The sequence below is a fragment of the Cupriavidus sp. YAF13 genome (genome assembly GCF_052113425.1).
Taxonomy (GTDB): Bacteria; Pseudomonadota; Gammaproteobacteria; order Burkholderiales; family Burkholderiaceae; genus Cupriavidus.
The window spans coordinates 25,185-48,628 of the sequence record NZ_JBFRDD010000060.1 but is presented as its reverse complement, the minus strand read 5'-3'; the positions used below and the strand labels follow the sequence as shown (position 1 = coordinate 48,628).

Annotated in this window: 22 protein-coding genes; 14 read left to right on the top strand and 8 right to left on the bottom strand. The window is 64.4% G+C overall.

All coding sequences use genetic code 11. The annotated features are described in order from the left end of the window. Positions 1 to 124: 124 nt before the first annotated feature. Positions 125 to 1,609 carry a sensor domain-containing diguanylate cyclase gene (locus tag AB4061_RS33725; RefSeq protein ID WP_441640517.1) on the bottom strand — a complete coding sequence of 495 codons (1,485 nt, stop codon included), beginning with the start codon at positions 1,607 to 1,609 and terminating at the stop codon, positions 125 to 127. A 235-nt stretch (positions 1,610 to 1,844) separates the two neighbouring features. Then, positions 1,845 to 3,053, bottom strand: a complete 1,209-nt coding sequence (locus tag AB4061_RS33720) for an MFS transporter (protein ID WP_441640516.1) — start codon at positions 3,051 to 3,053, stop codon at positions 1,845 to 1,847. Between the two features lie 136 nt (positions 3,054 to 3,189). Between AB4061_RS33720 and AB4061_RS33715 the strand changes: the two genes are divergently transcribed. Continuing rightward, complete coding sequence (locus tag AB4061_RS33715) at positions 3,190 to 3,774, top strand: TetR/AcrR family transcriptional regulator (RefSeq protein ID WP_441640515.1); 585 nt, start codon at positions 3,190 to 3,192, stop codon at positions 3,772 to 3,774. A gap of 66 nt (positions 3,775 to 3,840) precedes the next feature. Here AB4061_RS33715 and AB4061_RS33710 read toward each other — a convergent pair whose 3' ends face one another. The 4 genes from AB4061_RS33710 to AB4061_RS33695 form a co-directional block, all read right to left on the bottom strand. Then, complete coding sequence (locus AB4061_RS33710; protein ID WP_441640514.1) at positions 3,841 to 4,224, bottom strand: hypothetical protein; 384 nt, start codon at positions 4,222 to 4,224, stop codon at positions 3,841 to 3,843. A 183-nt stretch (positions 4,225 to 4,407) separates the two neighbouring features. Beyond that, positions 4,408 to 5,766 carry a sensor domain-containing diguanylate cyclase gene (locus AB4061_RS33705; protein WP_441640513.1) on the bottom strand — a complete coding sequence of 453 codons (1,359 nt, stop codon included), beginning with the start codon at positions 5,764 to 5,766 and terminating at the stop codon, positions 4,408 to 4,410. A gap of 380 nt (positions 5,767 to 6,146) precedes the next feature. Then, positions 6,147 to 6,659 carry a hypothetical protein gene (locus AB4061_RS33700; RefSeq protein ID WP_441640512.1) on the bottom strand — a complete coding sequence of 171 codons (513 nt, stop codon included), beginning with the start codon at positions 6,657 to 6,659 and terminating at the stop codon, positions 6,147 to 6,149. A 182-nt stretch (positions 6,660 to 6,841) separates the two neighbouring features. Beyond that, positions 6,842 to 7,264, bottom strand: coding sequence for a VOC family protein (locus AB4061_RS33695; protein ID WP_441640511.1), 423 nt, complete (start codon positions 7,262 to 7,264; stop codon positions 6,842 to 6,844). 265 nt (positions 7,265 to 7,529) lie between these two features. On the opposite strand from AB4061_RS33695, the gene AB4061_RS33690 reads away from it, so the two are divergent. The 4 genes from AB4061_RS33690 (at position 7,530) to AB4061_RS33675 (ending at position 10,802) form a co-directional block, all read left to right on the top strand. After that, on the top strand, positions 7,530 to 8,924 hold the full coding sequence (locus tag AB4061_RS33690; protein WP_441640510.1) for an HdeD family acid-resistance protein: 1,395 nt from the start codon (positions 7,530 to 7,532) through the stop codon (positions 8,922 to 8,924). 229 nt (positions 8,925 to 9,153) lie between these two features. Further along, positions 9,154 to 9,420 carry a hypothetical protein gene (locus AB4061_RS33685; RefSeq protein ID WP_441640509.1) on the top strand — a complete coding sequence of 89 codons (267 nt, stop codon included), beginning with the start codon at positions 9,154 to 9,156 and terminating at the stop codon, positions 9,418 to 9,420. Between the two features lie 215 nt (positions 9,421 to 9,635). Next, positions 9,636 to 10,040, top strand: coding sequence for a BON domain-containing protein (locus AB4061_RS33680; protein WP_441640508.1), 405 nt, complete (start codon positions 9,636 to 9,638; stop codon positions 10,038 to 10,040). 309 nt (positions 10,041 to 10,349) lie between these two features. After that, complete coding sequence (locus AB4061_RS33675; protein ID WP_441640507.1) at positions 10,350 to 10,802, top strand: hypothetical protein; 453 nt, start codon at positions 10,350 to 10,352, stop codon at positions 10,800 to 10,802. A 640-nt stretch (positions 10,803 to 11,442) separates the two neighbouring features. On the opposite strand, the gene AB4061_RS33670 is transcribed toward AB4061_RS33675, so the two are convergent. Both AB4061_RS33670 and AB4061_RS33665 read right to left on the bottom strand, forming a co-directional pair. Further along, a complete protein-coding gene (locus AB4061_RS33670; protein ID WP_441640506.1) occupies positions 11,443 to 11,811 on the bottom strand; it encodes a VOC family protein in 369 nt (122 codons plus the stop codon). A gap of 207 nt (positions 11,812 to 12,018) precedes the next feature. After that, a complete protein-coding gene (locus AB4061_RS33665) occupies positions 12,019 to 14,460 on the bottom strand; it encodes a TonB-dependent receptor (RefSeq protein ID WP_441640505.1) in 2,442 nt (813 codons plus the stop codon). A 167-nt stretch (positions 14,461 to 14,627) separates the two neighbouring features. Here AB4061_RS33665 and AB4061_RS33660 point away from each other — a divergent pair, with 167 nt between their 5' ends. From AB4061_RS33660 to AB4061_RS33620, 9 genes are all read left to right on the top strand, one after another. After that, positions 14,628 to 16,043: a histidine kinase gene (locus tag AB4061_RS33660; RefSeq protein WP_441640504.1), complete on the top strand. Its 1,416-nt coding sequence runs from the start codon at positions 14,628 to 14,630 to the stop codon at positions 16,041 to 16,043. Next, positions 16,040 to 16,663, top strand: a complete 624-nt coding sequence (locus tag AB4061_RS33655; protein WP_441640503.1) for a response regulator — start codon at positions 16,040 to 16,042, stop codon at positions 16,661 to 16,663. Before AB4061_RS33660 ends, AB4061_RS33655 begins: the two co-directional genes overlap by 4 nt. A 240-nt stretch (positions 16,664 to 16,903) precedes the next feature. After that, positions 16,904 to 17,899, top strand: coding sequence for a tripartite tricarboxylate transporter substrate binding protein (locus AB4061_RS33650; protein WP_441640502.1), 996 nt, complete (start codon positions 16,904 to 16,906; stop codon positions 17,897 to 17,899). Continuing rightward, positions 17,899 to 18,687, top strand: coding sequence for an ABC transporter ATP-binding protein (locus AB4061_RS33645; RefSeq protein WP_441640501.1), 789 nt, complete (start codon positions 17,899 to 17,901; stop codon positions 18,685 to 18,687). Before AB4061_RS33650 ends, AB4061_RS33645 begins: the two co-directional genes overlap by 1 nt. After that, positions 18,684 to 19,694, top strand: coding sequence for a PQQ-dependent catabolism-associated beta-propeller protein (locus AB4061_RS33640; RefSeq protein ID WP_441640500.1), 1,011 nt, complete (start codon positions 18,684 to 18,686; stop codon positions 19,692 to 19,694). The genes AB4061_RS33645 and AB4061_RS33640 overlap by 4 nt, the downstream gene beginning before the upstream one ends. Continuing rightward, a complete protein-coding gene (locus AB4061_RS33635) occupies positions 19,687 to 20,868 on the top strand; it encodes an ABC transporter substrate-binding protein (RefSeq protein ID WP_441640499.1) in 1,182 nt (393 codons plus the stop codon). Before AB4061_RS33640 ends, AB4061_RS33635 begins: the two co-directional genes overlap by 8 nt. Before the next feature lie 18 nt (positions 20,869 to 20,886). Next, positions 20,887 to 21,711 carry an ABC transporter permease gene (locus AB4061_RS33630; protein WP_441640498.1) on the top strand — a complete coding sequence of 275 codons (825 nt, stop codon included), beginning with the start codon at positions 20,887 to 20,889 and terminating at the stop codon, positions 21,709 to 21,711. Next, positions 21,708 to 22,472, top strand: coding sequence for a quinoprotein dehydrogenase-associated SoxYZ-like carrier (locus AB4061_RS33625; protein ID WP_441640497.1), 765 nt, complete (start codon positions 21,708 to 21,710; stop codon positions 22,470 to 22,472). The genes AB4061_RS33630 and AB4061_RS33625 overlap by 4 nt, the downstream gene beginning before the upstream one ends. Beyond that, positions 22,469 to 23,401 carry a quinoprotein relay system zinc metallohydrolase 1 gene (locus AB4061_RS33620; RefSeq protein ID WP_441640496.1) on the top strand — a complete coding sequence of 311 codons (933 nt, stop codon included), beginning with the start codon at positions 22,469 to 22,471 and terminating at the stop codon, positions 23,399 to 23,401. Before AB4061_RS33625 ends, AB4061_RS33620 begins: the two co-directional genes overlap by 4 nt. The last annotated feature ends 43 nt before the right edge of the window (positions 23,402 to 23,444 follow it).

Genomic DNA, 23,444 nt, shown 5'->3' with positions numbered 1-23,444 from the left:
GTCCAGCGCGAACCCGCTTTCTGGTCGCTTCGTCCATCTTCCTAGCCATGCAATCGACTCCCGATCAACGCCTTGATCAGATAACGCGTCAGACTCGAATCGGTTGTCATGATTTATACAAGTCTCAATAGTGCTCCGGGATCTCGCTGTGGGCTTGAATCTCCGGCCGCGTTTCCGCGACGGCTACCCGGTTGCGTCCGGATGATTTCGCCTTGTATAGCGCCTCGTCACTGGCATTGAAGAAAAACCGCAGGCTAGGGAAACGTGCACGGCCATCCGCACAAGCCACGCCCATACTGACCGTGAGTATCCGGTTAGCGCTTCCCGCATTCGGGATAACCAGATCCTGGACGGCCGACCGGATTTTCTCGGCAACCGCAATGGCTCCGTCCAAACCCGTGTTGGGTAGCAGTACAGCAAACTCCTCGCCACCGTAGCGGGCCGCATAGTCGCCCGGCCTACGGATGTTGCTGGCGATGCATCGGGCGACAGCAGCCAGCGCATCATCTCCGCCCGCGTGCCCGTAGCGGTCATTGAAGTTCTTGAAATGATCCACGTCGATCATCAGCAACGACAAGGGCTGCTGGCTGCGCCATGCCCGGCGCCATTCGATGTCCGCGGCCTCGTCCAGTGCCCGCCGGCTTCCGATGCCTGTCAGCCCGTCGGTGTTGACCATCAGCCGAAGGTGCTCTTCCATCGCTTGCCTGCGCTTGAACTGCCGGGAAATCAGGATGGAGAGGACAAGGATCACGAGGTCTAGCGTCAGGATCAGTCCGCCGAGCAGCCATGCCCTTTTTCGCCATTCCGCGTAAATATCGTCGGTCGACAGACCAATAACAACCACGAGCGGGAAACCGGCAACGTGGCGGAAATCGTATAATCGTTCGTTACCGTCCAGCGCGGCAATGCCGACAAACGATCCTTCCGGTGCCTGCACAAGCGGCGCGAAGGATGGGCTGGCGGCAATGCTGCGGCCGACAGTGGCAGGGTCATAAGGACGGCGCATCAACACGATGCCATCGTCACGCAGCAATGTGATGGAGCCCCCAGGGCCGAGCTTCGTCCCCTCGAAGAGCCTCTTGAAATAGTTGAGGCGCAGCGTGCCGACGACGATGCCGGCAAAGCTGCCGTCCGCATGCGACAACCGCCGGCTCAAGCCGATCGATTGGGCTTGCTCCGTCAAGCGAGGCTGGAACGGCTGGCTGATAAACAACCCGGCCGTTGCCGAATCGCGATGCACTTTGAAGTAGTCGCGGTCAGCGACATTGACGGGGCGGGGAGGGGTGGAGCGCGAATCGAGAACGAGATTGCCTTGCTCATCCGTCACCAACAGGGAACCCATGTCGGTCGCGTTCGTCGAGCGGTCAAACAGCACCAATTGGCGGATGGCGGGATTCAACCGGAGAATTTCCGGATCCTTGACGCCGTCGATCACGGAGTGCATCGATAGCTCAAAGATCTCCAGATTGCGGGCAATATCTCGCTCAAGGATGAGTGAGAGGTTGGAGGATGCTTCTTGCGCGCGCGCAAATGCGTCCTGGCGCATCTCAACGAGCGCTGCGGCTCCAATGGTGGCGATGGCCATGGCAAGGCCAACGCTGGCTGCCATGAAAAGGTTGGGGTACTTTAAAATCACTTATTTGTCGTAGGCCAAGGCCATCGGGATGTTTCTTGGGTCGTTGAACGGCCACCCGCGCGAGCGTAAATTGTACGCTAGCCGAAGAGGAGGCCGCGTCGGAAGGTCCGCCAAGTACGCGAGGTGCTGACTCAATAACTGGAGCCTGAAGCCCGTGGAAATGAGGGGCACTTAAGTCCTTGAAATGGAGAAACAGGTTGAGTGGTTATCACGCCGCATCAGGTACGGGCGAGCCATGGGCACGCAGGCGGTGATACCCCCACAGCGCCACCAGCGACACCAAGCCGCCCGCGCACAGCGCGACCGTGAATCCGGYCCGTGCGCCACCGTCATCCACTACATGGCCGGATGCCGCTGCGCCCAGCGCCACGCCGACATTGAGCCCCGCCAGCAGCCAGGTCATGCCTTCCGTCAGGCGGCGCTCGGGCACTAGGCGCTCGACCAGCGACATCGCCACGATCATGGTGGGCGCGAAGAACAGCCCCGCCACCAGCACGGCGGTCGCCAGCGCAGGAATGCTGCCGACCAGCCGCAGCGGCAGCGTGGTAGCGGCCGTCGCCAGCCCGCCCAGTAACAGCAAGCGGTGCAAGGGGGTTTGCAGCTTGAGTGCGCCAAACAGCAGTCCGGCCAAGCAGGAGCCCACGGCATAGGCCGACAGCACCAGGCTAGCCGCAGTCGGCCGGCCAAGTTGCTCGGCAAAGGCCACGCTGACGATATCCACGGTGCCGACGATGACGCCCATCGCCACCATCAGCAGCGTCAGCAAGCGCACGTTTGCCAGGTGGATCACCGATCCCGAGCGATCCATGGCAGCGTCCTGCGCCTCGACCGGTGGTTCGCTACCGCGCTGTGCGACCAGGGCGAACACACCCAGCATCAGCAACAGCGCCGCTGCCAACGGTCCGGCCTGGGGGAACACCGCTACGGACAGCCCGACCGACAGCGGAGGCCCAGCGATGAAGCTGACTTCATCGAGCACCGTTTCCAACGAATAGGCCGTCTGCAAGCATGGCTGGCCCCGGTAGATCGCTGTCCAGCGCGCGCGCACCATCGCTGACATGCTGGGCATGAAGCCGGCCAGTAAAGCGCCTACAAACAAAGTCCAGTCGGGTGCCAGCCACCAGGAACTGGCGAGCAAGAGCAGCACGCCGATGACGCTGATGGCCGTTGCCGCTGGCAGCACCCGGCTCTGCCCATGGCGATCCACCAGGCGAGATATCTGCGGCGACAGCAGCGCGTAGGTCAGCACGAAGGTGGCGGATATGGCTCCGGCCAGCGCGTAGCTGCCGCGCAGTTGCGACATCATGGTGATGATGCCAATGCCGGTCATCGGCAGCGGCATCCGCGCCAACAGGCCAGCCAAGGCAAAGCCCTTGGTGGCGGGCGCAGCAAAAAGTTCTCGGTAAGGGTTGTCCATCTCGTTCTCCAGGGTGCCTCCGCTTGCCAGCGTATGACGGTGCGGCGACAATACATACGCAGCGTATGAATAAGATCGTATATTCATACGCAATGTATGTAAACAATCATGCAGATCGTATGTAAGGAGAAGACGGATGGTTCGTCGCACCCGCGTCGAGATGGAGGAAACCCGCGCCACGTTGTTGGCGACCGCCCGCAAGGTCTTCAGCGAGCACGGCTACGCCGACACCTCAATGGATGACCTCACCGCGCAGGCGGGCTTGACCCGTGGCGCGCTCTATCACCACTTCGGCGACAAGAAGGGATTGCTGGCCGCTGTGGTGGAGCAGATCGACGCCGAGATGGATGCGCGTCTGCAAGTCATCTCCGACGCCGCCGAGAATGCTTGGGAAGGTTTCCGTAGCCGCTGCCGCGCCTATCTGGAAATGGCGCTGGAACCAGAAATCCAGCGCATCGTGCTGCGCGACGCCAGGGCGGTGCTGGGCGGCACGTCGCCCGAATCGCAACGCCATTGCGTCGAGTCAATGCAACGGCTGATCGACAACCTCATGCGGCAAGGCGTCGTGGACGAAGCCGACCCGCAGGCACTGGCATCGCTGATTTACGGCAGCTTGGCCGAAGCGGCGTTCTGGATCGCAGACGGCGAGGACGGCAGTGCGCGACTGGCGCGAGGTATGGTGGCTCTGGATTTGCTGCTGCGTGGGTTGTTAGCCGAGTAATAGCCTTACGAGACGCCGAGGCCACGTCGTCGCTCATTGGACAAGCGTGGCCGGCTAGAAATTCTGCTAAATATTCCGCATGGTACTAATCCGACATACCGATACCATGCCAGCATTCTCTAGCTGCAGTTCTCGCCGAAGCTTCTCGCACTCGTGCTGGCTAGTAAAGGAAAAATATTCACGCGCTGCCGGGTCACTCGACTCTGCCTTCGTGACGGTCAGATGCCAGAGGTCGGCAATGGAGCTTGATTGTTCATCGTCGGAGCTACCTGCGTGAATATCGACAGCATTTCGGTCATTGATAACGACCACGACAACAATCGCGATGCTCGCCGCAACCCACTGTGCAATGCGTCGCAATCTGAAAGAGATCCTTGTCATGCCGGCATGCAAGATGATGTTGGCGTTGTTGTGATCCTCATATGGTAGCGTTTTATCGTCGGCAAACAATCCCCTCGATCGGGGAGGCGGGTGACAGGAGGGGATAGGTTTGCCGAGGCTTGCCACATGCGATCGGCAAGACACTGGATGTGGTTGTGCAGATACCGCGCGTGGCGCGTATTTAGAGGCTGCGCCTAAACGCATTGACCCATCAACGTGAAGCGACCAATGCGACGGGGCACGGAGGAACTTTTATTCAGTCTTCGCGAGATAAACGCAATTTCGCCCAGCGCCTTTCGCTCTGTACAGCGCTGCATCGGCCGCCTCAACAAGCTCGTCCGGAAAGCGTTCTTGCCGAAGGGTTGCGCAGCCGGCGCTGACTGTGACATAGCCAACGGGAGTCGGAGCGTCGAGCTTTAACTGCGTCACCATCTGGAGCGCTTGCGCCGCGACTTCGGAAGCGCCACGACGGTCTGTATCCGGGAGAACTATTACAAATTCCTCTCCGCCGTAACGGCAGACAAGGTCCGACGGCCGGCGAACGACCCCGGCAAGCGCGGTCGCCACTGCGACAAGGCAAGCATCCCCTTTTAGGTGGCCCAGGGTGTCGTTGTACAGCTTGAAATGATCGACATCGATCATGATTAGCGACAGTGGCAAATTCTTACGCTTCGCACGGTCGAATTCCTTGCTGAAGTGCTCTTTGAAATAGCTCCGGTTATAGATCCCCGTCAACGCGTCATGGACAGATGTTTGCAGCAGGCTGGCATGGGCCGCAAATAGGCGCTGGTACAGAACGGTGACCTCCCACACTAGAACGCACACCAGGACACCCGGGGCAAACATGCTGAATATCCTGGCGAGATACCAGCCCACGCTGAACCTGGCGGCACTCAGCAGGTTCAAGCTGGTATCGATGAGGCAAGCGAGCAAGGCAATCGATAGCCATATGTCAAGTACGGCCCGCAAGCGGCCGCTCAGCAGCACGAAAGCAATGGCAACGACATTGAGCGACCATATCGCCAGCGCGGTTGCATTTTTCTCGTAGGCTCCGGAATCTCCCGCAGCGTTCAGGGCGGATGGCAGATCACCGTAGATGGCGAACCCACAGAGCACCACGCCAATCGCGGCGGGCCCACCGACCAGCCCCCATGCCCATAGGCTGACATGCTTGGGGCGGATCAGATCTTTCATGGACAAACTGCGCGCCGCCACTGCGAGAATCACAAAAAACGGAAAGCCGCCATGCCAGAAGACCCACATCCACGTGGCGCTATTTGGACCGGCGCCAAAGAGGCCCCCAGGGGTGAAAACGCCGGGAAACGTTAGCAGCTGCAAAGCCACCGCCAATGCGGTAAACGCGTATGCCCCACCCAGTGCGCCAAGGATAGGCTGCCGGGTCACCGTGAATTGTGCGCCGAGCAAAAAGCTGGCGATACAGGCGGTGGTGAATACCGTCAGCGCGCACATCGGCATGAAGGGGGGGACCGCTGGTAGCACCTGGGTTGCCCGCGGGACTGCGATCGCGAAGACGCAGAGGATAAGCAGCGCCGTGATACCGGCGAGCATTGCTTGTTTGCGCGTGGCCTGCCGTACCAGGAAGCTTTCCATCGTGTTCACCAGTCCTTAGCCGTCTTCCACAGCCCGCAGGGTCCCGGCATCGCGAAGCTACATGCCGTTGAGGCACTATCAACCTCGTACAAGCCCGTCATGCCGTGATATGGGTATTGCAGGGAGGATTCTGCGCCACTCTGCTGTCCTCCGGCAAGGGGGGAGTGGGATTCGCTCATTCGTCATTGTCGAGCGCCATTTTTGGCCCGAAAACAGGGAGACGACGCAATGCAGTCGCGGATGGTGGCGATTTCGCGGTCGAGCGTCACGGCATTATTCCGTCAACGTGCAACGATCGTCGGTCCATATCGCAATGGGCGGGATGCTGCTATGCGGAGTCGCCCATTCTTGAATGATCAACCGGCTGATCAACCGGGCTCTTAGAACCGATAACCCAGGCCGAGCACCATCACATCGGAATCGCGGCTATTGGTCGTGACGGTGCGGTGCCAGGAGAAGCGGGTAGTCCAGGACCGCCCGATGCGATAGCTCGCCGACATGGTGAATAGGCCGAGCGTGTGCGTGATGCCACCGCCCTCGTCCCGGTCGCGCGCCACATAGGGTCCCAGTCCGATCCCCAGCGTCAGATGGTCATTGAAGAACGGCCGCACCAGCCACGCCTGCGCTGCGACACCCTGCCGGCGTACAACCCGGGCATCGCCCTCGTTCAGATAGGTGGCAGTGAGGTCTATATAGGGCAGGATGCCGCGGCGGTATTCCACCGCGAAAGCGGTACCGCTGGGTGAATCGAAGTTGTTGATAATGGTGGTGCCGCCGAAGACCGTGAGCTCGTTGTTGGTGTTGCGGGTGTACGAAGGCGGTGGCACCACCGGACCATCCCTGCTCCCGCGATCGAGCTGATAGCCCACGCCGAACCCAAGGTGATGTCGCATGAACGGTACTCCGTGGTTGGGCGTGCCAGGCGGGTCTTGCCGCGGCGCAGCGGACGCTACACGTTCGCTTCACAAGTCTGTCTCCGGTGACGGCAGGAGCGGCATTTTCTCGCCAGCAGGCGAACATCATCCAAGTGGTTCACTTTCGCTTACATGGAATCGGAGAGTGAGGGCGCACGAGTTCACTTCCGCATCGAGGGCGTATGGGTGATGCCCACCAGCAGACCTTCCGGTCCCAGCAGCCGCGTGACGGTCTGACCCCAGGGTTCCGTTCGCATCGCAACCAGCAGTCTGTAGCCCTGCGACTTCAGTTCCGCGGTGCCTTTTTCGATATCCGCCACGTCAAATTCGATCCACGCTTGTGGCACGGGAAGATCGCCAGGCCATTGATCCGTGCCAAAACAGGACTCAGCCGCCTGCGCCAACGGCCACAGGGCAAAATGCTTCACCCCATCCAGCGCACCCGTATGCAGATAGCCGTTGGCCTCTTCTTGGAACGACAGTCCCAATGCCTCGGAATAGAGTTTCCGGCTTGCGGCCGGGTCGCGAACGATCGGGCCAAAACCGGCGACGAAGAGCACGTCGATGTTTTGTGGCGTTTTCATTGGCATATCTCCTATGTCTTATCTTAGCAGCCCGTGGCAAAAGGCCCGCGCCGTGTTGTCCGAAGAACTTGGAGGCCTGCCTAGGCGATGGTCCAGATAGGTTTCCGTTTACGTGCCGAACGGAGTGCGCTATTGTGCCCAAGAATTCCCTGCAGTGAATTCCCTTCATCCTTGAAGGGATGGCGACCTTGGTCATTGCGACTTATGTCATGTTCTGCCCGGCTGGTATCGTGAAGGCGGCCGGGAATAGGCTATGGAGGCCGCGATGGTCCGACTGTTAATGCTCCTGTTGGGGGTTGACTACCTGCGCAAGCGCTCTCGCGCTATTTTTTGCATAGGAGTGCTCTGGGTGGTCGCGGGCTCGGTGGTCTTCATCGACGCGTTAGACAATGCCGCGTACTTTCCGATCACCTTCTTTGCCTGGCTGTTCCTGGCTGAAGGCCTTGCAACGCTCGCGGTTGCGTGGACGGGTGTTGGCGGGCAGCGCTTGCTGCGGTACGTGAAGGGTTTCGCCGTGGTGGGCGCATCGATCCTGATTTTCGCGGGACATCATCATGGCAACTTGATCCTGTCGATGATCTTCGGCACGTTGTTCCTTGCCGATGGGCTACTGCAGTGCGTGTCCGCATGGGTGGTCCGTTACCGGCGCTGGAAGGCCGCCTTCGCGTGGGGCATTGCCGAGATGCTCGTCGCCGCCTTCTTTTATCAGCCGTTTCCGACCCACTACGCCGGGACGCTGCCGTACTGCCTCGGCCTGTTTCTGATCATCAGCGGCATGAACATGCTCTCGCTTTCTGCGCGTGCGCGGCGCCTTGCGCGCAACCCGGCGCTGCGCAGCTCGCGCAAGTCAGCGCTGCTGCCGGACGAGGACGCGCGCGGCGGCGCGCAGGTATCCGCGCAGGTATTCGATAAGACCGAGTGGGACGGTCCGCCGGCCGACGACGAACACGCGTTGACGATACACGTATGGACGCCTACCGGATCGTCGAAGGCGCCCGTGCAGTCTCGTCCGATCGTGGACCGATACATAGCCGCCATGGACGTCAACGGCGTGATCTCCACCGGCCATGCGGCGCTCGAATCGGCCGAGGGCATCTACATCAGTCTGTATCCGAGCGTCGAGATCGATCGATCGCCGGACGAGTTCGGACGCATCCTGCGTGCGACGCGCGATAACGATGTGCCCGGCGTGTTCCAGCCGGACTACGCGACCGAATCGAAGGCATGGTGCCCATCGACCGTGCGGGTGCGGATCCGGAACTACGATCCCGCGAAACTGCAGCAGTTCTGGAACCGCTACCGCCAGGACATCACCTACAACCTGACGCACCGGAACTGCTCAAGTTCAGTGTCGAACGCGCTCGAGGCGGCGATCGACGGCGCGAGCAGTCGCCTGCACGGCGATCGCGTCGGCTGGGGCAGCCTTCTGCGCGTGCTTGTCACCCCGGAACTGTGGGTCGCAGCGCAAATCAGAAAGCGCGCCGTCACGATGGCATGGACGCCGGGCTTGACGCTCGACTATGCGCGCGCGCTCAGCATGCTTGCCGATCCGCGGCCATTCGCCTGGAGGAGAGTCGCGCGCACCGCCATCGATACACTCTTCCAGCAGCGCAAGACATGGCGCGAACAGGATGCTCAAGCAACACGCTCCCGGAGGTGATGCCTGACTGTAGAGCAATGGCACTGGCTGTTTGCTGGCATAGACATTGACGGCATCGACATTGGCGCGGTGCGGCAGCATCCGGCACGGTAAGACTCGATTCTTGTCAGGCCAGATGGGTTTACTAAAATAGCTCATACAGAGGGCATGAGGCACCCGTTCCGTCGAGGATGGGACTCGTCAGCATCGTTAGTTGTGTTGGAGAACACAACAAGATCTGGAGTCATTTATGTACCAGCAAGCACATTCACTGGCGGTAATTTACCCGCTGGAGACGGGCGAGTGGTTGTTCGCAGCAATCACCGGGCATCAAGTTGTTCACTTCGGACCATTTGAGTCCAGAGATGAGGCAGATGAAATTCTCTCGGCAATGTATCCGGATATGCCAGCGGTAGAGTTGCCTGAACAGGCTAGGAAGCTCGACAGCGATGGCGTGACGATCTTAGGGTATGCCGCAGTGCAGCAGGTAGCGTTTCAAGAGGAAACCGGCAGATAGCCGGAGTGGCACAGTCCGCCAGCCACATCCGGGTGGCTTCTTCATTTGTGGCCGAATGGCAATACCTATTTCCATGTGTAACGTAGCCACGTCACTGCGGAACTCACTGTTTTTCTGGATGGTCCCTTCTGTAAAGGAGTAAAGGAGCAATTGCAGGGGCGCGTTGCCCGGGGGATATGTGTCGCGGCCTGCGCGAATACCAGCAGGAGACAGTGATGAAATCAATCCAAAGGATATGCCTTGCTAGTGTTGTCGGCTTGCTTGCCGCTTCGGCGGTTGGTGCTAGTTTGGCGGATGCAGGAACACTAGCAGCAACGGATGGTGCTCTGCCCATGAACAGCCCGCCCGGAATGCCGGGGCGTCCCGAATCCGGCAGCTTGGCGCCGCCTACCGAATTAGCGGCGAAGCTCAGTGACAACGCGATCACGACGAAAGTCAAAGCCGAGCTCCTTGCCACGAAGGGACTCCGATCCGCCGGGATTCGAGTGAGAACAGAAAACGGTGTTGTGCATCTCGATGGCAAAGTTCAAAACGATTCGGAGAAGCTGACAGCTTTGAACGCTATCCGTGCAGTGGAGGGCGTGCAATCCGTGGTGGACGGCCTGGAGGTCGAGAAATAGCCATCGCTGGCATCACGGCACATCTCGGCGCGCACGGGAAAAGCCATAGTGTCTCTTCGCGTCCGAGCTCCTCTGGAGACGGTAATTGTAGCGTAGGAGAGGTGGTTAGAATTCGCCATCGGACACTGTCCCACAGTTATCAGTACTCGCCTGGTTATTAATCACTTTTTGATGTATTCTGGGTGCGTGGATAAAGATAATTATTGTCTATAAGTTTGTGGCTGAAATAGAATTAAATAATTTAAAATAAAAAAGAACAATTTCAATGTTAGGTCGTCGAATTTGTATGGACAGAGTTGGAGATGTTCCATGCAAGCAATTCGTCATATATGGCGCCGCATGTTCCCTATGTGCAGTCCTACGCTCAAGCACAACGGCCTCTGCGCGCTTACGGCCGGCGCACTTGTTGCATTACTGGCGAGCCCTGGCGCACACGCAACCGATCTTGCGCGCCAGACCATAGGCCCGGTCAGCTACGTTTGCGGAGGTGTTGGCGAGGACGAGCAGCAGGCAATCAAGTCGGAGTCGAAGGATTTTGATATGGGACTGTTATTCACCGAGGGCGCACGCGGTGAGTATCTATCCGATGTGGCAATCACCCTTTCGCGTAACGGAGTCGAGGTTGCATCCTTCCGCTCGAGCGGGCCGCGTTGCCTCATCAAAGCGCCGAGGGCGACTTATCAGGTCGTGGCAACCTACAATGGTGTAGAAAAGCACACCCAATTGCGGATGGGCGATCGGAACGTGCATTTGAATTGGTAGCCGACCGGCGTCGCAATGGCCATTAGGCATTTTCCCAATGCCGCAGATTAGATGCGCGTCACCGTGTGCGCAACAGTAGCGTCACTGGCAGCATCTCCAGCGCCTCGGCCAAGGCCAGGCGGCGGGCGGCTGGAGCCGGGTTCCGGTCCGCGTACCAGGCCTGCGGCGCTCGGCGCCTGYCACAGCGCGGCGCGCAGCGCGACCAGGTCGTCACGCAGCACTTTGCGAGCGCGCGTACGACGCACCGAAGCAAGTCTCGCCGTGAGACGTTGATCTGGTGTTAACGGAATGCACGGCGCGCCATTGGAAGGCGGTGGTGGCGTGGCCCGCATAGGCCACGCGTCAACGCATTCTGGCGACCGTGTCCAGATAGTCGCGCCCCTCGTTCGTGAGGCGGACTTGTTTCGGGTCTTGTGCGGCTCGATGCCGTTTCTATCGAGAAGCACAAGCTCGCAACGCTGAATACACTTCCTTACGCCCCTGTGGGGACTGGGATCGTTGGGAGCGACGTTTGTGGCGTTTGGGGGATTTGCCGCGGAATGTGAGCAAAAAGGCGAGGCCGATGCACCGAAAATCATGCTGTCGACTGCAGGCCACCACCAATAGTCGTCGTGCCTCTTCCTCTCGATGCGCACATCTCCTATCCCTTCGTGAAGATCTCCAGAAGATGCCTGCTCGGATCCTCGAAATAGATTCTGCGGCAGCCATCGTCCGTGCTGACCTCGCCGGGGTGGCGGCGGTATGGGTCCGACCAGTACATCAGATTGCGCGCGCGGATTCGGGCGAGGCTTTGCTCGAATTCGGCGTCGCTGATCAGAAAGGCATAGTGCTGCGGAGCAACATCGCCTTTCGCGTCCATGAAGTCCAGGGTGATCTCGTTGTCCAGCCGTACGGCAAGAAACGGCCCGAACGGCACGGCCGCGGGACGTCCGAGGATCTCGCAGAGGAAGTCTGCGGACGCCTTCTTGTCATGAGAAAAGACGATGGTGTGGTTGAGCTGGATGGCCATGTCGCAATCTCCGGGAAGGGGTACGTGCGTCACGCAGCGGCTGACGCGTGCCACCTTAGCAGGGTACATGGATTTGGGCACGCCGGGCGGGCGTCACGGCCAGCCTCGATGCGGTCGAAGCCTGCGCGCAGATACCCCAGCTAACCGCCAAAGGCCAGGTGCCGGCATAGCCCATTGACCGTTGCCACGAGCGCTCCCATTGTCGGATTACATGCGGTAAATCACGCCGATCCAGGCGCTGCGCGGTGCGCCGGGCGCGACGAACCGCGCGCTGGCGTTGTCTTCCGGCGTCACGTGCGGACGCAGCAGGTTGCCGTTGGGAAACAGGTCGCTGGAGATCTGGCCATAGGTCTCGTAGCGGCGGTCGAACAGGTTAGCCACGCGCGCATAGATCTCGAAATGCTTGTTGACGCGGTAGGACGCCCGCAGGTTCACGGTGGCGTATCCGGGCGTGCTCCAGTCCGCGTACTTGGGTGCCTTGCCGGGCTGCGGGTCGGCGCGCAGGCCGTCTTCGTTGCCGCTGGTCACGCTGCTTGACACGCCAACCAGGTCGGCGCCCAGGGTCAGTTCGGGCAGCGCCTGCCAGTCCACGCCCAGCTTGATGGTGTGGCGCGGCAGGCCGGCCATGCGCATGCCCGGCTTGATATCGATGGTCCGTTCTCCCACCGCGAGCTGCCCGGTGGCCTGATAGGTGGCTTCGAGATAGCTGTAGCCGAGGCGCAGCGTGACATTGCCAAGACGCTGCCGGGCGGACAGGTCGAAGCCCTGGTTACGGGTCCGGTCGAAGTTGGCGAAGTATCCCTGCTGCGTGTTGGGGGCGCGCAAGAAGAGGATGTCATCGTGGTTGTCGATGCGGTAGAACGAGCCGGATACTTCCGTGTCCTTCGAGGGCCGCCAGCGCGCGCCCACTTCATAGGAGTGCGAGACGACCTGCTTGAGGTAAGGGTCGGCCTGCAGGCCGGCGGGCAGGCGGCAGGGCTGGGCGGGATCGGCGCAACCCAGCTCCAGCACTGTCGGCACGCGGTTGTTCTGGGCATAGCCGCCAAATACCGAGACCCCGGCGCCCAGCTTCTGCGTCAGGCCAAGCGCGGGGTTGAGCCGGCGGTAGGTGAAGCTCTCGCTCGGCTGCTCGCTGCCGTCGCTGTTGCGCAGCGTATTGTTCACGGCCACGTGGTTCCAGCGGGCCGAACCCGTCACGAAGGTGCTGGGCGTCACGGCCCAGGTGTCCGACAGGTACAGGCCAATTGCGCGCGAGGTGCCGCTGACGCCGGAGAATAGCGCGTTCGGTGCATTCGGGTCCGCGATCACGCCGCGGTCGTCGGTAAAGGTGCCTAGCTGCTCATACTGCGAGTAAGTCAGGCGGCTGCGGTCGAACGTCAGCCCGGCGTTGAGCAGGTGCTTTTCCGTCTCCCTGGCGAAACTGAACGCCATGCCGACGGACTGCTGCCACATGTGCGTGGTGTTGCGCACCGCCGGATCCAGCGCCGCGCCTTCGCTCCGGGTGAAGCCGCAGCGGGACTTGCGCGGGCTGCCGTCGGCCTTGAAGCCATCTTCGCAGTCTTCCGCGTAGGCGTCGTAGACCGGGTTCACGTCCCCGTTGGTGGTATCGCGGCGGCTGGTGCGCACATAGGCGAGCACGGCGGCGCTGGTCTTGTCGTCGAACCAGTGGCGGCCGTTGAAGGCAGCCTGGGTGACCATGTTCTCGGTTTTGTCGGGATAGGTATAGACGGCACCGCGATTGCTCTCGTAGAGCCCGGGCAGCAGGGCATTGCCGCTCGCGCGGTAGCTCGGCACCAGGCCGTTGCCGATCAGGGTGCTGCGCCCGTGCAGCAAGGAGACGTCCCAGCTGTTGGTCTCGCCCTCAAACCCGGCTTTGAGGAACAGGTTGCCGAGCCGGCCCTCCGAATGATCGCGCCAGCCGTGCTCCTGGAACAGGGTGCCGGCGGCAAAGGCGTGCCAGCCGCTGTCGCTGCGGATGCCGCCCGACAGGTCGGCGCGCTTGCGGTTGCCGCTGCCATAGGAAAGGTCGGCGGTGAGGCCCGGTGAAGTCAGGCCCGAGCGGGTGGTCATGGCCAGCGCGCCGCCAAGCGTGTTGAGGCCGTAAGCGGGGTTGGCGCTGGAGACCAGCGAGACGCTTTCCAGCGCGGCTTCGGGAATCATGTCCCAGCTCACCACATCGCCGAAGGGCTCGTTGACGCGGATCCCGTCCAGGTAGATGGACAGCCCTTGCGGCACACCCGGGATCGACGAGGCGCGAAAGCCGCGGTAGGTGAGGTCGGTCTGGAAGGGGCTGCCCTGGATGTCGTTGACGTTGACGCCGGTGAAGTTACGCGCCAGGTATTCGCCGAGGGTGCCGGTGCGCGTGCCGTTCAGGTCGTCGCCGCTGACTGTCTGCACCGTGTACGGCACCAGATTGCGGTCCACGCCAATGCCCGGCAGCGGTGCGGTGGCTACCACCATGACTTCGGGCAGCGTGGCACTGTCCCCGGATTGCACACCACTGTCCTGTTGTGCAACAGTGGGCATGGCGGCCAGCAATGCCACGGCCAGCGCGATGGCGGTGGCCGCGCTGCGCCGTGGCGCGCCGCGGCGCAGGGTTGCGCCTCCCGGCGAGGCCCTGCGCCTGGGTGGGGGTGGGTTGGCTGGCATCTTGCATCTCCTCGGAACGATCGGCCGGGGCACCTGCGTTGGGTGCCGGCTTGGTGGAAACAACTTGAGGGACGGGGAGCAGGTTCCGTACCTCGGGCTTCGGGAAAACCTCCCGATCCGCGGGCCATCTCTACCGTCCACTGCAATCTCCCGGGGGCGTCATTGCCATGACGATGTCTCGCTATCTGTTAAGCCGCGCCATCTGGATCTGCGCGGCCTGCCTGTGCTGCGCGCTGGTGGCCGCGCTATGGCTCGCGGTGCGCGCCATCGGCGACGAGCGGCGTGGCGCGGACGCCATGGCGCAGCTGATACCGCGCTTGTCGGCCTTGCAGACGGCGGCCCCGGCCGAACGCGAAGCGCATCTCGCCGCCCTGCGCGCCATCAACGCCTCGGCGCAAATGCGCCACCTGTGGCTGCATCTGGAGGATGCAACGGGCCAGGTGCTGGTGAGCGCGCCGCAGCCGCGGGATAGTGCCGCCTGGGGCGGCTTGCTTGCCCTTCCGGGCCTGGGTGCGGATGCGGCGCGGCTGGAAAGCAGCTGGGAGATCCACACCCGCGACGGCGCCACCTACCGCGCCGCCTTGCGCTGGAGTCCGGAGAGCGAAATCCGGGAAGCCAGCGGCGACATGGCCGGCTACCTCGCCATGCTGGCGGTCTATGGCGCGCTGCTGCTGCTTGGCATCCACTGGGCCCTGGGACGGGCCGTTGCCCCTCTGCAACAGATCCTGGAGGCTATCCGGCGCTACGAAGACAAGGACTACAGTGCGCGCCTGCCGCCCATGCGCACGCGCGAGATGGACCAGCTCCGCCGTGCGCTCAACCATCTGGCCGGCGCGCTGGACGAAACCCAGGCGGAGCGCCGCGCCCTGAGCCGCAAGCTGCTGACCGCCCAGGAAAGCGAACGGGCGCGCCTGGCGCGAGAACTGCACGACGAGTTCGGCCAGGTGCTCACCGCGATGCGTGCCGATGCCGCCTACCTGGTGCGCAAGAGCGTCCACGAGCCGGTGCTGCAACTCGTGGCCAACGACCTGGCCGGGCATTGCGCCAGGATCCAGCACGAGGTACGCCATCTGCTGCACCGGCTGCGGCCGCACGGCGTGCGGCCCGACGGCCGGCTGGCTTCGGTGGAGCGCCTGCTGCAGGACCTGGTGCAGGCCTGGCGCGACCAGCCCGGCCAGCACGTGGAGGTGGACTATGCGGTGGCGCTTGGCGGCGTGGCGCCGGGCCCCGAGCTGATCCTGACGCTGTACCGCATGACGCAGGAAGCGCTGACCAACGTGATGCGCCATGCCGGCGCACGCCGCGTGGCGATCCACATTGCTGCCACGGGCGCCGGGGAAGCGGTGCGCTGGAGCGTGGAGGACGACGGCCAGGGCATTGCCGACGTCGCCGCGGCGCTGCAGCGCAGTCATGGCCTGCGGGGCATGCAGGAGCGTGCGTGGGCCCATCTTGGCACGCTGCACATCGAACCTGCCTGCGCCGCGGCCCTCGCCACACCCGGCTGCCGCCTGAGTGCAAGCTTTCCGCTTGCGCAGCAGGCCTTCGCCAAGCCGGTTCAACCACATGGGAGCCAGAGCGAATGAAAACGATCGACGTAGTCCTTGCCGACGATCACGCGGTAGTGCGCACCGGATACCGGCGGCTGCTCGAACTGGAGGAGGGGGTGCGCGTGGTGGCCGAGTTCGGCGATAGCGATGCCGCCTACGCCTGGCTGACGCAGCATCCCGCCGACGTGCTGATCCTGGACCTGTCGATGCCCGGACGCGGCGGCATGGAAGTGCTGCAGCGGCTGGGCGCGCGGGTGCCCGCATTGCGGATCCTGGTGTTCAGCATGCACGACAGCGCTGCCATCGTCAGCCAGGCCATGCGGGCCGGCGCCGCCGGCTACCTGACCAAGAGCAGCGCGCCGGAGGCCCTGGTGGACGCGGTACGCAAGGTGGCCAACGGGCGGCAGGCGCTGTCCGACGATGTCGCCGGCCTGGCCGCCGCCGGCAGCCAGCTTCCGCCCCACCTGGCCTTGTCGCCGCGCGAGTTCGACCTGTTCCGCCTGTTTGCGCGCGGCACGGCGATCGAGGAAGTGGCCGCGCAGCTCTACCTCAGCACCAAGACGGTGGCGAACTACCAGACGCTGATCCGCAAGAAGATGGGCCTGGCCAACCGGGTCGAAATGCATCGCTATGCGATGGAGCACGGCTTCGGCTGAGCCTCTGTTGCAAAACGGGACAGCGTTGCCCCGCGGGCAGGAGCCGTGTTCCGCGGCGGTACAACGCCCGCCAGCGCACTGCACAACGCGCGTCGCTGCCTGATGGCCGGGCGCCCTCCGGGGCGATGCGGGAGAAGGCCCGGCGGCGCACGGTGCACATGCTGCACCGCACATGGCATCGGCCTTGCTCCACTAACCGGCATGAACGCCTCCACCTCAACCTCCACCTCCTGCCGGGCCATGCTTAGTCGTCTTGCTTGCGCGCTGCTGCTCTGCTTTGGCCTGGCCCATGCGCTGGCCAATGCGCTGGCCGCGCCGGCGGAGGCGGCGCAACGCTTTCCGGTGCGCCCGATCACGTTGATCGTGCCGTGGCCGGCGGGCGGTGCCACCGATATCTCGATGCGCGTGCTGGCGGAGCTGGCCGGGCGCGAACTCGGCCAGCCCATCGTGGTGGAAAACAAACCGGGCGCCGGCGGCACGCTGGTGGGCGGCGTGCTTGCCGCCGCGCGGCCGGATGGCTACACCATCGGCCAGTTGCCGCTGACGGTCTATCGCTTCCCGCATCAGCAGAAAACCGCGTGGCAGCCGCTGCGCGACATCCAGCCGGTGCTGATGGTCTCCGGCTACACCTTCGGCATCGTGGTGCCCGTGGACAGCCCCTTCCACACGCTGGACGACCTGATCGGCTGGGGCCGTGCCCATCCGGGGGAGCTGACGGTGGGTTCCACCGGCATCGGCACCACCGCGCACCTGGCCATGGAGGATGTGCTCGGGCGCAGCGGCGTGCGCTACGTGCACGTGCCTTACCGCGGCACCGCGGACCAGATGCTGGCGGTGGCCAATGGCTCGCTGATGGCGGGCGTGAATTCGACCGGCTTCGCGCCCTTCGTGGACAGCGGGCGGATGCGCCTGCTGGCGGTGTTCAGCGCGCAGCGCTCGGCGCGCTGGCCAGAGGTGCCGACCGTCAGCGAGCTGGGCTTCGACCACGCGATCCACAACTCGCCCTATGGCATCGGCGTGCCGCGCGGCACCGACCCGCTGATCGTCAGCCGCCTGCAAGACGCGTTCCGCATCGCCATGTACCAGCCTCGCCACGTGGCCGAGCTGGCCAGGTACGACCAGGAACTGACCTACCTGAACACCGCCCGGTACGAAGCCTACCTGCAGCGCGCCTGGGACGTGGAGCGGCGCTTCGCCGAGCGGGTGGGCACGGCGCTGCCGAAGGAGCACCTGTGATGGCCCCGGAATCCCCGCTGGCGCTGCGCTGTGAGGCCGTGCGCAAGCGCTTTGGCAACCAGCACGCGCTGGACGGCGTTTCGCTCGACGTGCGGCGCGGCGAATTCGTTGCGCTGCTGGGCCCCAACGGCGCAGGCAAGACCACGCTGTTCCAGATCCTCAGTGGCTTGTTCGTGGCCGACGCGGGGCGGGTCACGGTCATGGGGACGGATATGCGGCGCCACCCGGTGCGCGCGCTGGCCCGGCTCGGCATCGTGTTCCAGCAGCCGGCCATCGACCTGGACTTGTCGGTCTTGTCCAACCTGCATTTCCATGCCGGCCTGCACGGGATGGCGCGCCGCGTTGCCGCCGGGCGGATTGCCCGGCTACTGGAGGATTTCGGCCTGGCCGGGCGGGCCGGGGCGGCCGTGCGCGAGCTCTCGGGCGGCAACCGGCGCAAGGTGGAGCTGGCGCGCGCGCTGTTGCACGAGCCCGCCGTGCTGCTGATGGACGAGCCCACTGTCGGGCTCGATCCGGCCTCGCGCGCGCAGCTCGTTGCCGATGCGCGCCGGCTTGCCGCGCAGGCGCAGGCCGGCGTGCTGTGGGCCACGCACCTGGTGCAGGAGGTGGAGCAGGCGGATCGCGTGATCGTGCTGCATCGCGGGGCGGTGCGCTTCGATGGCACCCCGGCCGCGCTGCGCGGCGCGGCCGAGCGTGACAGCTTGGAGCAGGCCTTCCTGGCCCTGACTACCTTCCCAGCATCGCCGACCCGAGCCACCGAGCGAGCCACCGAGCGCGTCCCCGCATGAACAAGCCGCCCACCCTTGGCTTGATCGCCTGCGCCACCGTGGCCGCCACGCTGCTGCTGATTGCCGCCGGCGTGGCCGGTGCCGCCGAAAGCCGCAACGCCAGCGGGCAGGTCTTCGTCTCCAGCGAAAAAGACGACGCCGTGGCCGCCTATAGCGCCACCAGCAGGCAACTGATCGCCGTCTGGCGGCAATGCAAGCGCCCGCGCCACCTGCAGCTGTCGCCGGACCGGCGGCGCCTTTACGTGGCCTGCAGCGACGATAACCGGGTGGACGTGGTCGACGTGGCGAGCCGCAAGACCGTGGCCTCGCTGCCGGTCGGCGACGATCCGGAACTGTTCGACCTCAGTCCCGACGGCCGCACGCTCTACGTCTCCCACGAGGAGGACGGACTGCTGTCGGCCTACGACACCGCGTCCGGCAAGAAGGTGTTTGCCATCAAGGTGGGCGAAGAGCCCGAGGGCGTGAAGGCCAGCCCGGACGGCAAGCGGGTGTACGTCACCTCGGAAGTGGCCAATCTGGTCCATGTGATCGACGTGGCTTCGCGCAAGCTGGTCAAGAATATCCAGGTCGGCAACCGCCCGCGCCGCCTGCTGCTCGCCATGGACGGCAAGGAGCTGTGGGTGACCAACGAACTGGCCGCCAGCGTGAGCGTGATCCGCACCGATACGCTGGAAGTGGTGCAGACCATCGCTTTCACGCCCAAGGGTTTCCGTGCCGAGGACGTGACCCCGGTCGGGCTGGTCGCCAGCAGCGATGGCAAGCGCGCCTATATCGGGCTGGGCCGCGCCAATCACGTGGCCGTGGTCGACGTGGCTTCGCGCCGGGTGCTGGACTACGTGCTGGTGGGGCACCGCGCCTGGGGCCTGGCGCTGACGCGTGACAACGCCTGGCTCTATGTGGCCAACGGGCTGTCGGATGACGTCAGCGTGGTCGACACCGCAAGCAACAAGGCCGTGGCCACGCTCAAGGCGGGCAGGGTGCCGCATTCGGTGGCGATCGATGACTAGCCCGGCGGCCAGGCTGCGCTGGCTGGCCGTGTTCGCGTGGCTTGCGGCCACCGCGCACGCGGCTGACGTACGGGTGGCCGTGGTTTCCATGGCCGGCGATGCGCGCTACGCACCCAGGCGGATGGAGCAACGTTATCCCGGCCAGCCGCAAGGCCGTCCCGTGGACGGCGCGCGCGTGGCAGCGGCGGAATCGCGCTTTGCGCTGGAAGCCGCCGGGCAGGTCCTGCGGCTCGATGCGCAGGAGGCCAGCAGCGAAGCCGAGGTGGGGCCGATGGTAGCCGCGCTGGCGCGCCAGGGCACGCGCTTTATCCTGCTCGACCTGCCGGCTCCGGCGGTCAGGCTGGCGGCGCGCGCGGTCAAGCCCGGCGAAGCGCTGCTGTTCAACGTTTCCGCCGCCGACGATGAACTGCGCGGCGCTGGCTGCGCGCCGCACCTGCTCCACACGCTGCCCAGCCAGCGCATGCAGGCGGATGCGCTGATGCAATACCTGGCGCTGCGCAAGTGGCGCCGTGCGCTGTTGCTGAGCGGGCCGTCGCCGGAAGATGCGGCGCAGCGCGCCGTGCTCACGCAGGCCGCCCGCCGCTTCGGTATTGCGTGGTCGGCGCAGCGCGCGTTCAAGCTGTCGAACGATCCGCGCGAGCGCGAGCTGGGCAATCTCAGCCTGCTGACCACCGGCGTGGACTACGACGTGGTGGTGGTGGCCGATGCCGACGGCGAGTTCGCGCGCAGCGTGCCCTATGCGACCCAGTTGCCGCGCCCGGTGGTGGGTGCCAGCGGGCTGGCCGCCCAGGCCTGGCACTGGGCCTGGGAGCGCAACGGCGGGCCGCAGCTGAACCGGCGTTTCATCAAGGCGGCGGGCCGCCCCATGACCGGCTACGACTGGGCCGCGTGGGTGGCCGTGAAGGCGATCGCCGAAAGCGTGGCGCGTCAGCCCAAGGGCGGCTTTGCCGGYCAGGCCGAGGCCCTGGTCTCCGAAGCGGTGGTGGTGGATGGCTTCAAGGGGCCGCCGCTGTCCTTCCGGCGCTGGGACCGCCAGCTGCGCCAGCCGGTCCTGCTGGCGCATCCCGACGGCGTGGCCGGCGTGGCCCCGGTGGAGGGCGTGCTGCATCCGAAGAACAATCTCGACACGCTGGGCGCCGACGCCGCCGACACCGCGTGCCGGCCAGGCAAATAAGGAGGCGACGCCCGAGCCATGACTACCACCCTGATCCACGCCTGGCGCGCCTTGCGCGCGGTGGCCGGGCGCGAACTGCACAAGTTCTTCCGGCAACCCGGGCGGTTGTTCTCGTCGCTGGTGCGGCCGCTGCTGTGGCTGTTGGTCTTCGCGGCCGGCTTCCAGAACGCGCTCGGTGTTGCCATCGTGCCGCCCTATGACACCTATGTCGAATACAAGGTCTTTGTCACGCCCGGCCTGCTCGGCATGATCGCGCTGTTCAACGGCATGCAGTCCTCGCTGGCGATGGTGTACGACCGCGAGATGGGCGTGATGCGCTTGCTGCTGACCGCGCCGCTGCCCAGGGCCTGGCTGCTCGCCTGCAAGCTGGCTGCCGGCACGTTGCTTTCGTTGCTGCAGATGGTCGCCTTCCTGCTTGTCGCCATGGCCTTCGATGTGACCTTCGCGCCGGCATGCCTGCCCGGCGCGCTGGCCGTGATGGTGCTGGCCGCGCTGATGCTGGGGGCGTTGGGTTTGCTGCTGTCGGTGCATGTGCGGCAACTGGAGAACTTCGCCGGCACCATGAATTTCGTGATCTTCCCGATGTTCTTCATCAGCTCGGCGCTGTATCCGCTCTGGAAGCTGGAGGAGTCCGGCGCCACCGTGGTCTACCAGCTCGCGCGTTTCAATCCCTTCACCCATGCCGTGGAAGCGATCCGCTTTGCCTTGTACGGGCAGGCCGCACCAGTCAGTCTCGCGGTGGTGGCCGCTTGCACGGCTGTGTTTTTCGCCTTGGCGCTGCTGGGCTACGACCCGCAGCGCGGGATGGTGCGCCGCGTGCGCCAGGCCGGGGGGCCGGCATGAGGCATGCCGCTGCGCTGGCAGCTTGCTTGGCGTTCGCCGCGGCGGGCGCGTGGGCATCGGAGAGCCGCGATCCGTTGCAGTCGCCGCAATGGCCGCTGGTGCACAAGGAAGCGCTGCAGCAAGCGCCGTTCGTGTTCGACAGCCGCGTCAAGGTCACCGGGCCGGCCTTTGCCGAAGATCCGATGCGGGTGCCGATCGCCTTCGATGCATCGGCGCTCGGCGAGGTGGATCGCATCGTGGTGGTGGTGGACCGCAACCCGATCCGCAAGGTGCTGGAGTTCGAGCCGCGCAAGGTGCGCCCCTCGCTGTCGTTCCGCTTCAAGCTGGAGCAGGCCTCGCCGGTGCGCGTGGCGGCCCGCACGCCGGACGGCGTGTGGCATGTGGGCGGGGTGATGGTGGATGCCAGCGGCGGCGGCTGCACGGTGCCGGGCGCGACCCGCCGCGATGGCTCATGGAGCACCACGCTGAACCGGGTCGAATCGCGCGTGTTTCCCGGCCTCGGCGGCGCGGGTGGCCGGGTGCGGCTGCGCGTGATGCACCCGATGGACACCGGGCTGGTGGCCGGTATCCCAGCCTTCCATGTGGAGTCGCTGAACCTGCTCGATGCCACCCGGGAAGCGATGCTGCGCCTGACGCTATATGAACCGGTCGCCGAGAACCCGATCTTCTCCTTCGACCTGCGCGGGGCCATCGAGCGCGGCATGACGGTGAGCGGACGCGATAACAACGGCAACCGGTTCGCGGCGCAGGTGACGCCATGAAACGCGTGCTCGGGATCCTGCTATGGCTGGCAGCGCAGGCGGCGCTGGCGCAGGAAGGGGACTACCGCCTGGCGCCACGCCAGGTCGCCGCCGACGTGTGGCTGCTGGAAGGGGCGAACGCGGATTTCACGCCAGACAACGGCTGCAACATCATCAACACCGCCTTTATCGACACGGGTGATGGCGTGGTGGTGATCAATACCGGGCCGTCGCGCCAGTACGGCGAGCAGCAGCGCCGTGCCATTGCTTCGGTCACGGCGGCGCCGGTACGGCTGGTGCTCAATCTCAACCTGCATCCGGACTACTTCTTCGGCAACCAGGCCTATGCCGACGTGGGCGGCAGCGCGCTGGCCGGCACCATCGACGGCGCCCGGCGTGAAGGGCCCGCTTATGCCGACAACCTCTATCGCCTGTGCGGCAACTGGATGCGCGACACCGAACCGGCGCCGCCGCGCCACGTGCTGGCCCCAGGCCGGCGCACGATCGGCAGGCACACCTTCGATCTGATCCGGATGGACGGCCACACCGCCGACGACCTGGTGATCGTGGACCGCAGCGCCGGCATTGTGTTCGCGGGCGGCGTGGCGTTCCGCGAGCGCGTTCCGACCACACCGCACGCGGATCTCAAGCGCTGGCTGGCCAGCCTGGACCATTTGCAGGCGCTGCTGCGCGACAGCGGCGCGCGGCTGCTGATCCCCAGCCACGGACCGGCGCTCGGCAGCGCGGACGCCATTGCGCAGACACGCGGCTACCTGCAGTGGCTGGATGCCCGCATGACCCAGGCGGCATCCGAGGGGCGCGACCTGGCCGAGGTGATCGCCATGCCGGTGCCGGACGCATACGCACGCTGGGGCGCCATGCCGGCGGAGTACCTGCGCAATGTGACGCACCTCTACCCGGCGTATGAGGACGCCGCGTTGAGACGCTGAATCAGGGCAGGCGTGCTGTTCAAATCCGCAACAACGGCAACGG

Coding starts and splice junctions, on each gene's coding strand:
- AB4061_RS33685 (WP_441640509.1), top strand. CDS start 9,154: ATGTACCAGCAAGCACATTCACTGGCGGTAATTTACCCGCTGGAGACG.
- AB4061_RS33715 (WP_441640515.1), top strand. CDS start 3,190: ATGGTTCGTCGCACCCGCGTCGAGATGGAGGAAACCCGCGCCACGTTG.
- AB4061_RS33670 (WP_441640506.1), bottom strand. CDS start 11,811: ATGGCCATCCAGCTCAACCACACCATCGTCTTTTCTCATGACAAGAAG.
- AB4061_RS33705 (WP_441640513.1), bottom strand. CDS start 5,766: ATGGAAAGCTTCCTGGTACGGCAGGCCACGCGCAAACAAGCAATGCTC.
- AB4061_RS33680 (WP_441640508.1), top strand. CDS start 9,636: ATGAAATCAATCCAAAGGATATGCCTTGCTAGTGTTGTCGGCTTGCTT.
- AB4061_RS33725 (WP_441640517.1), bottom strand. CDS start 1,609: ATGGCAGCCAGCGTTGGCCTTGCCATGGCCATCGCCACCATTGGAGCC.
- AB4061_RS33630 (WP_441640498.1), top strand. CDS start 20,887: ATGACTACCACCCTGATCCACGCCTGGCGCGCCTTGCGCGCGGTGGCC.
- AB4061_RS33620 (WP_441640496.1), top strand. CDS start 22,469: ATGAAACGCGTGCTCGGGATCCTGCTATGGCTGGCAGCGCAGGCGGCG.
- AB4061_RS33655 (WP_441640503.1), top strand. CDS start 16,040: ATGAAAACGATCGACGTAGTCCTTGCCGACGATCACGCGGTAGTGCGC.
- AB4061_RS33690 (WP_441640510.1), top strand. CDS start 7,530: ATGGTCCGACTGTTAATGCTCCTGTTGGGGGTTGACTACCTGCGCAAG.
- AB4061_RS33660 (WP_441640504.1), top strand. CDS start 14,628: ATGACGATGTCTCGCTATCTGTTAAGCCGCGCCATCTGGATCTGCGCG.
- AB4061_RS33695 (WP_441640511.1), bottom strand. CDS start 7,264: ATGAAAACGCCACAAAACATCGACGTGCTCTTCGTCGCCGGTTTTGGC.
- AB4061_RS33700 (WP_441640512.1), bottom strand. CDS start 6,659: ATGCGACATCACCTTGGGTTCGGCGTGGGCTATCAGCTCGATCGCGGG.
- AB4061_RS33640 (WP_441640500.1), top strand. CDS start 18,684: ATGAACAAGCCGCCCACCCTTGGCTTGATCGCCTGCGCCACCGTGGCC.
- AB4061_RS33650 (WP_441640502.1), top strand. CDS start 16,904: ATGCTTAGTCGTCTTGCTTGCGCGCTGCTGCTCTGCTTTGGCCTGGCC.
- AB4061_RS33675 (WP_441640507.1), top strand. CDS start 10,350: ATGCAAGCAATTCGTCATATATGGCGCCGCATGTTCCCTATGTGCAGT.
- AB4061_RS33625 (WP_441640497.1), top strand. CDS start 21,708: ATGAGGCATGCCGCTGCGCTGGCAGCTTGCTTGGCGTTCGCCGCGGCG.
- AB4061_RS33645 (WP_441640501.1), top strand. CDS start 17,899: ATGGCCCCGGAATCCCCGCTGGCGCTGCGCTGTGAGGCCGTGCGCAAG.
- AB4061_RS33665 (WP_441640505.1), bottom strand. CDS start 14,460: ATGCCAGCCAACCCACCCCCACCCAGGCGCAGGGCCTCGCCGGGAGGC.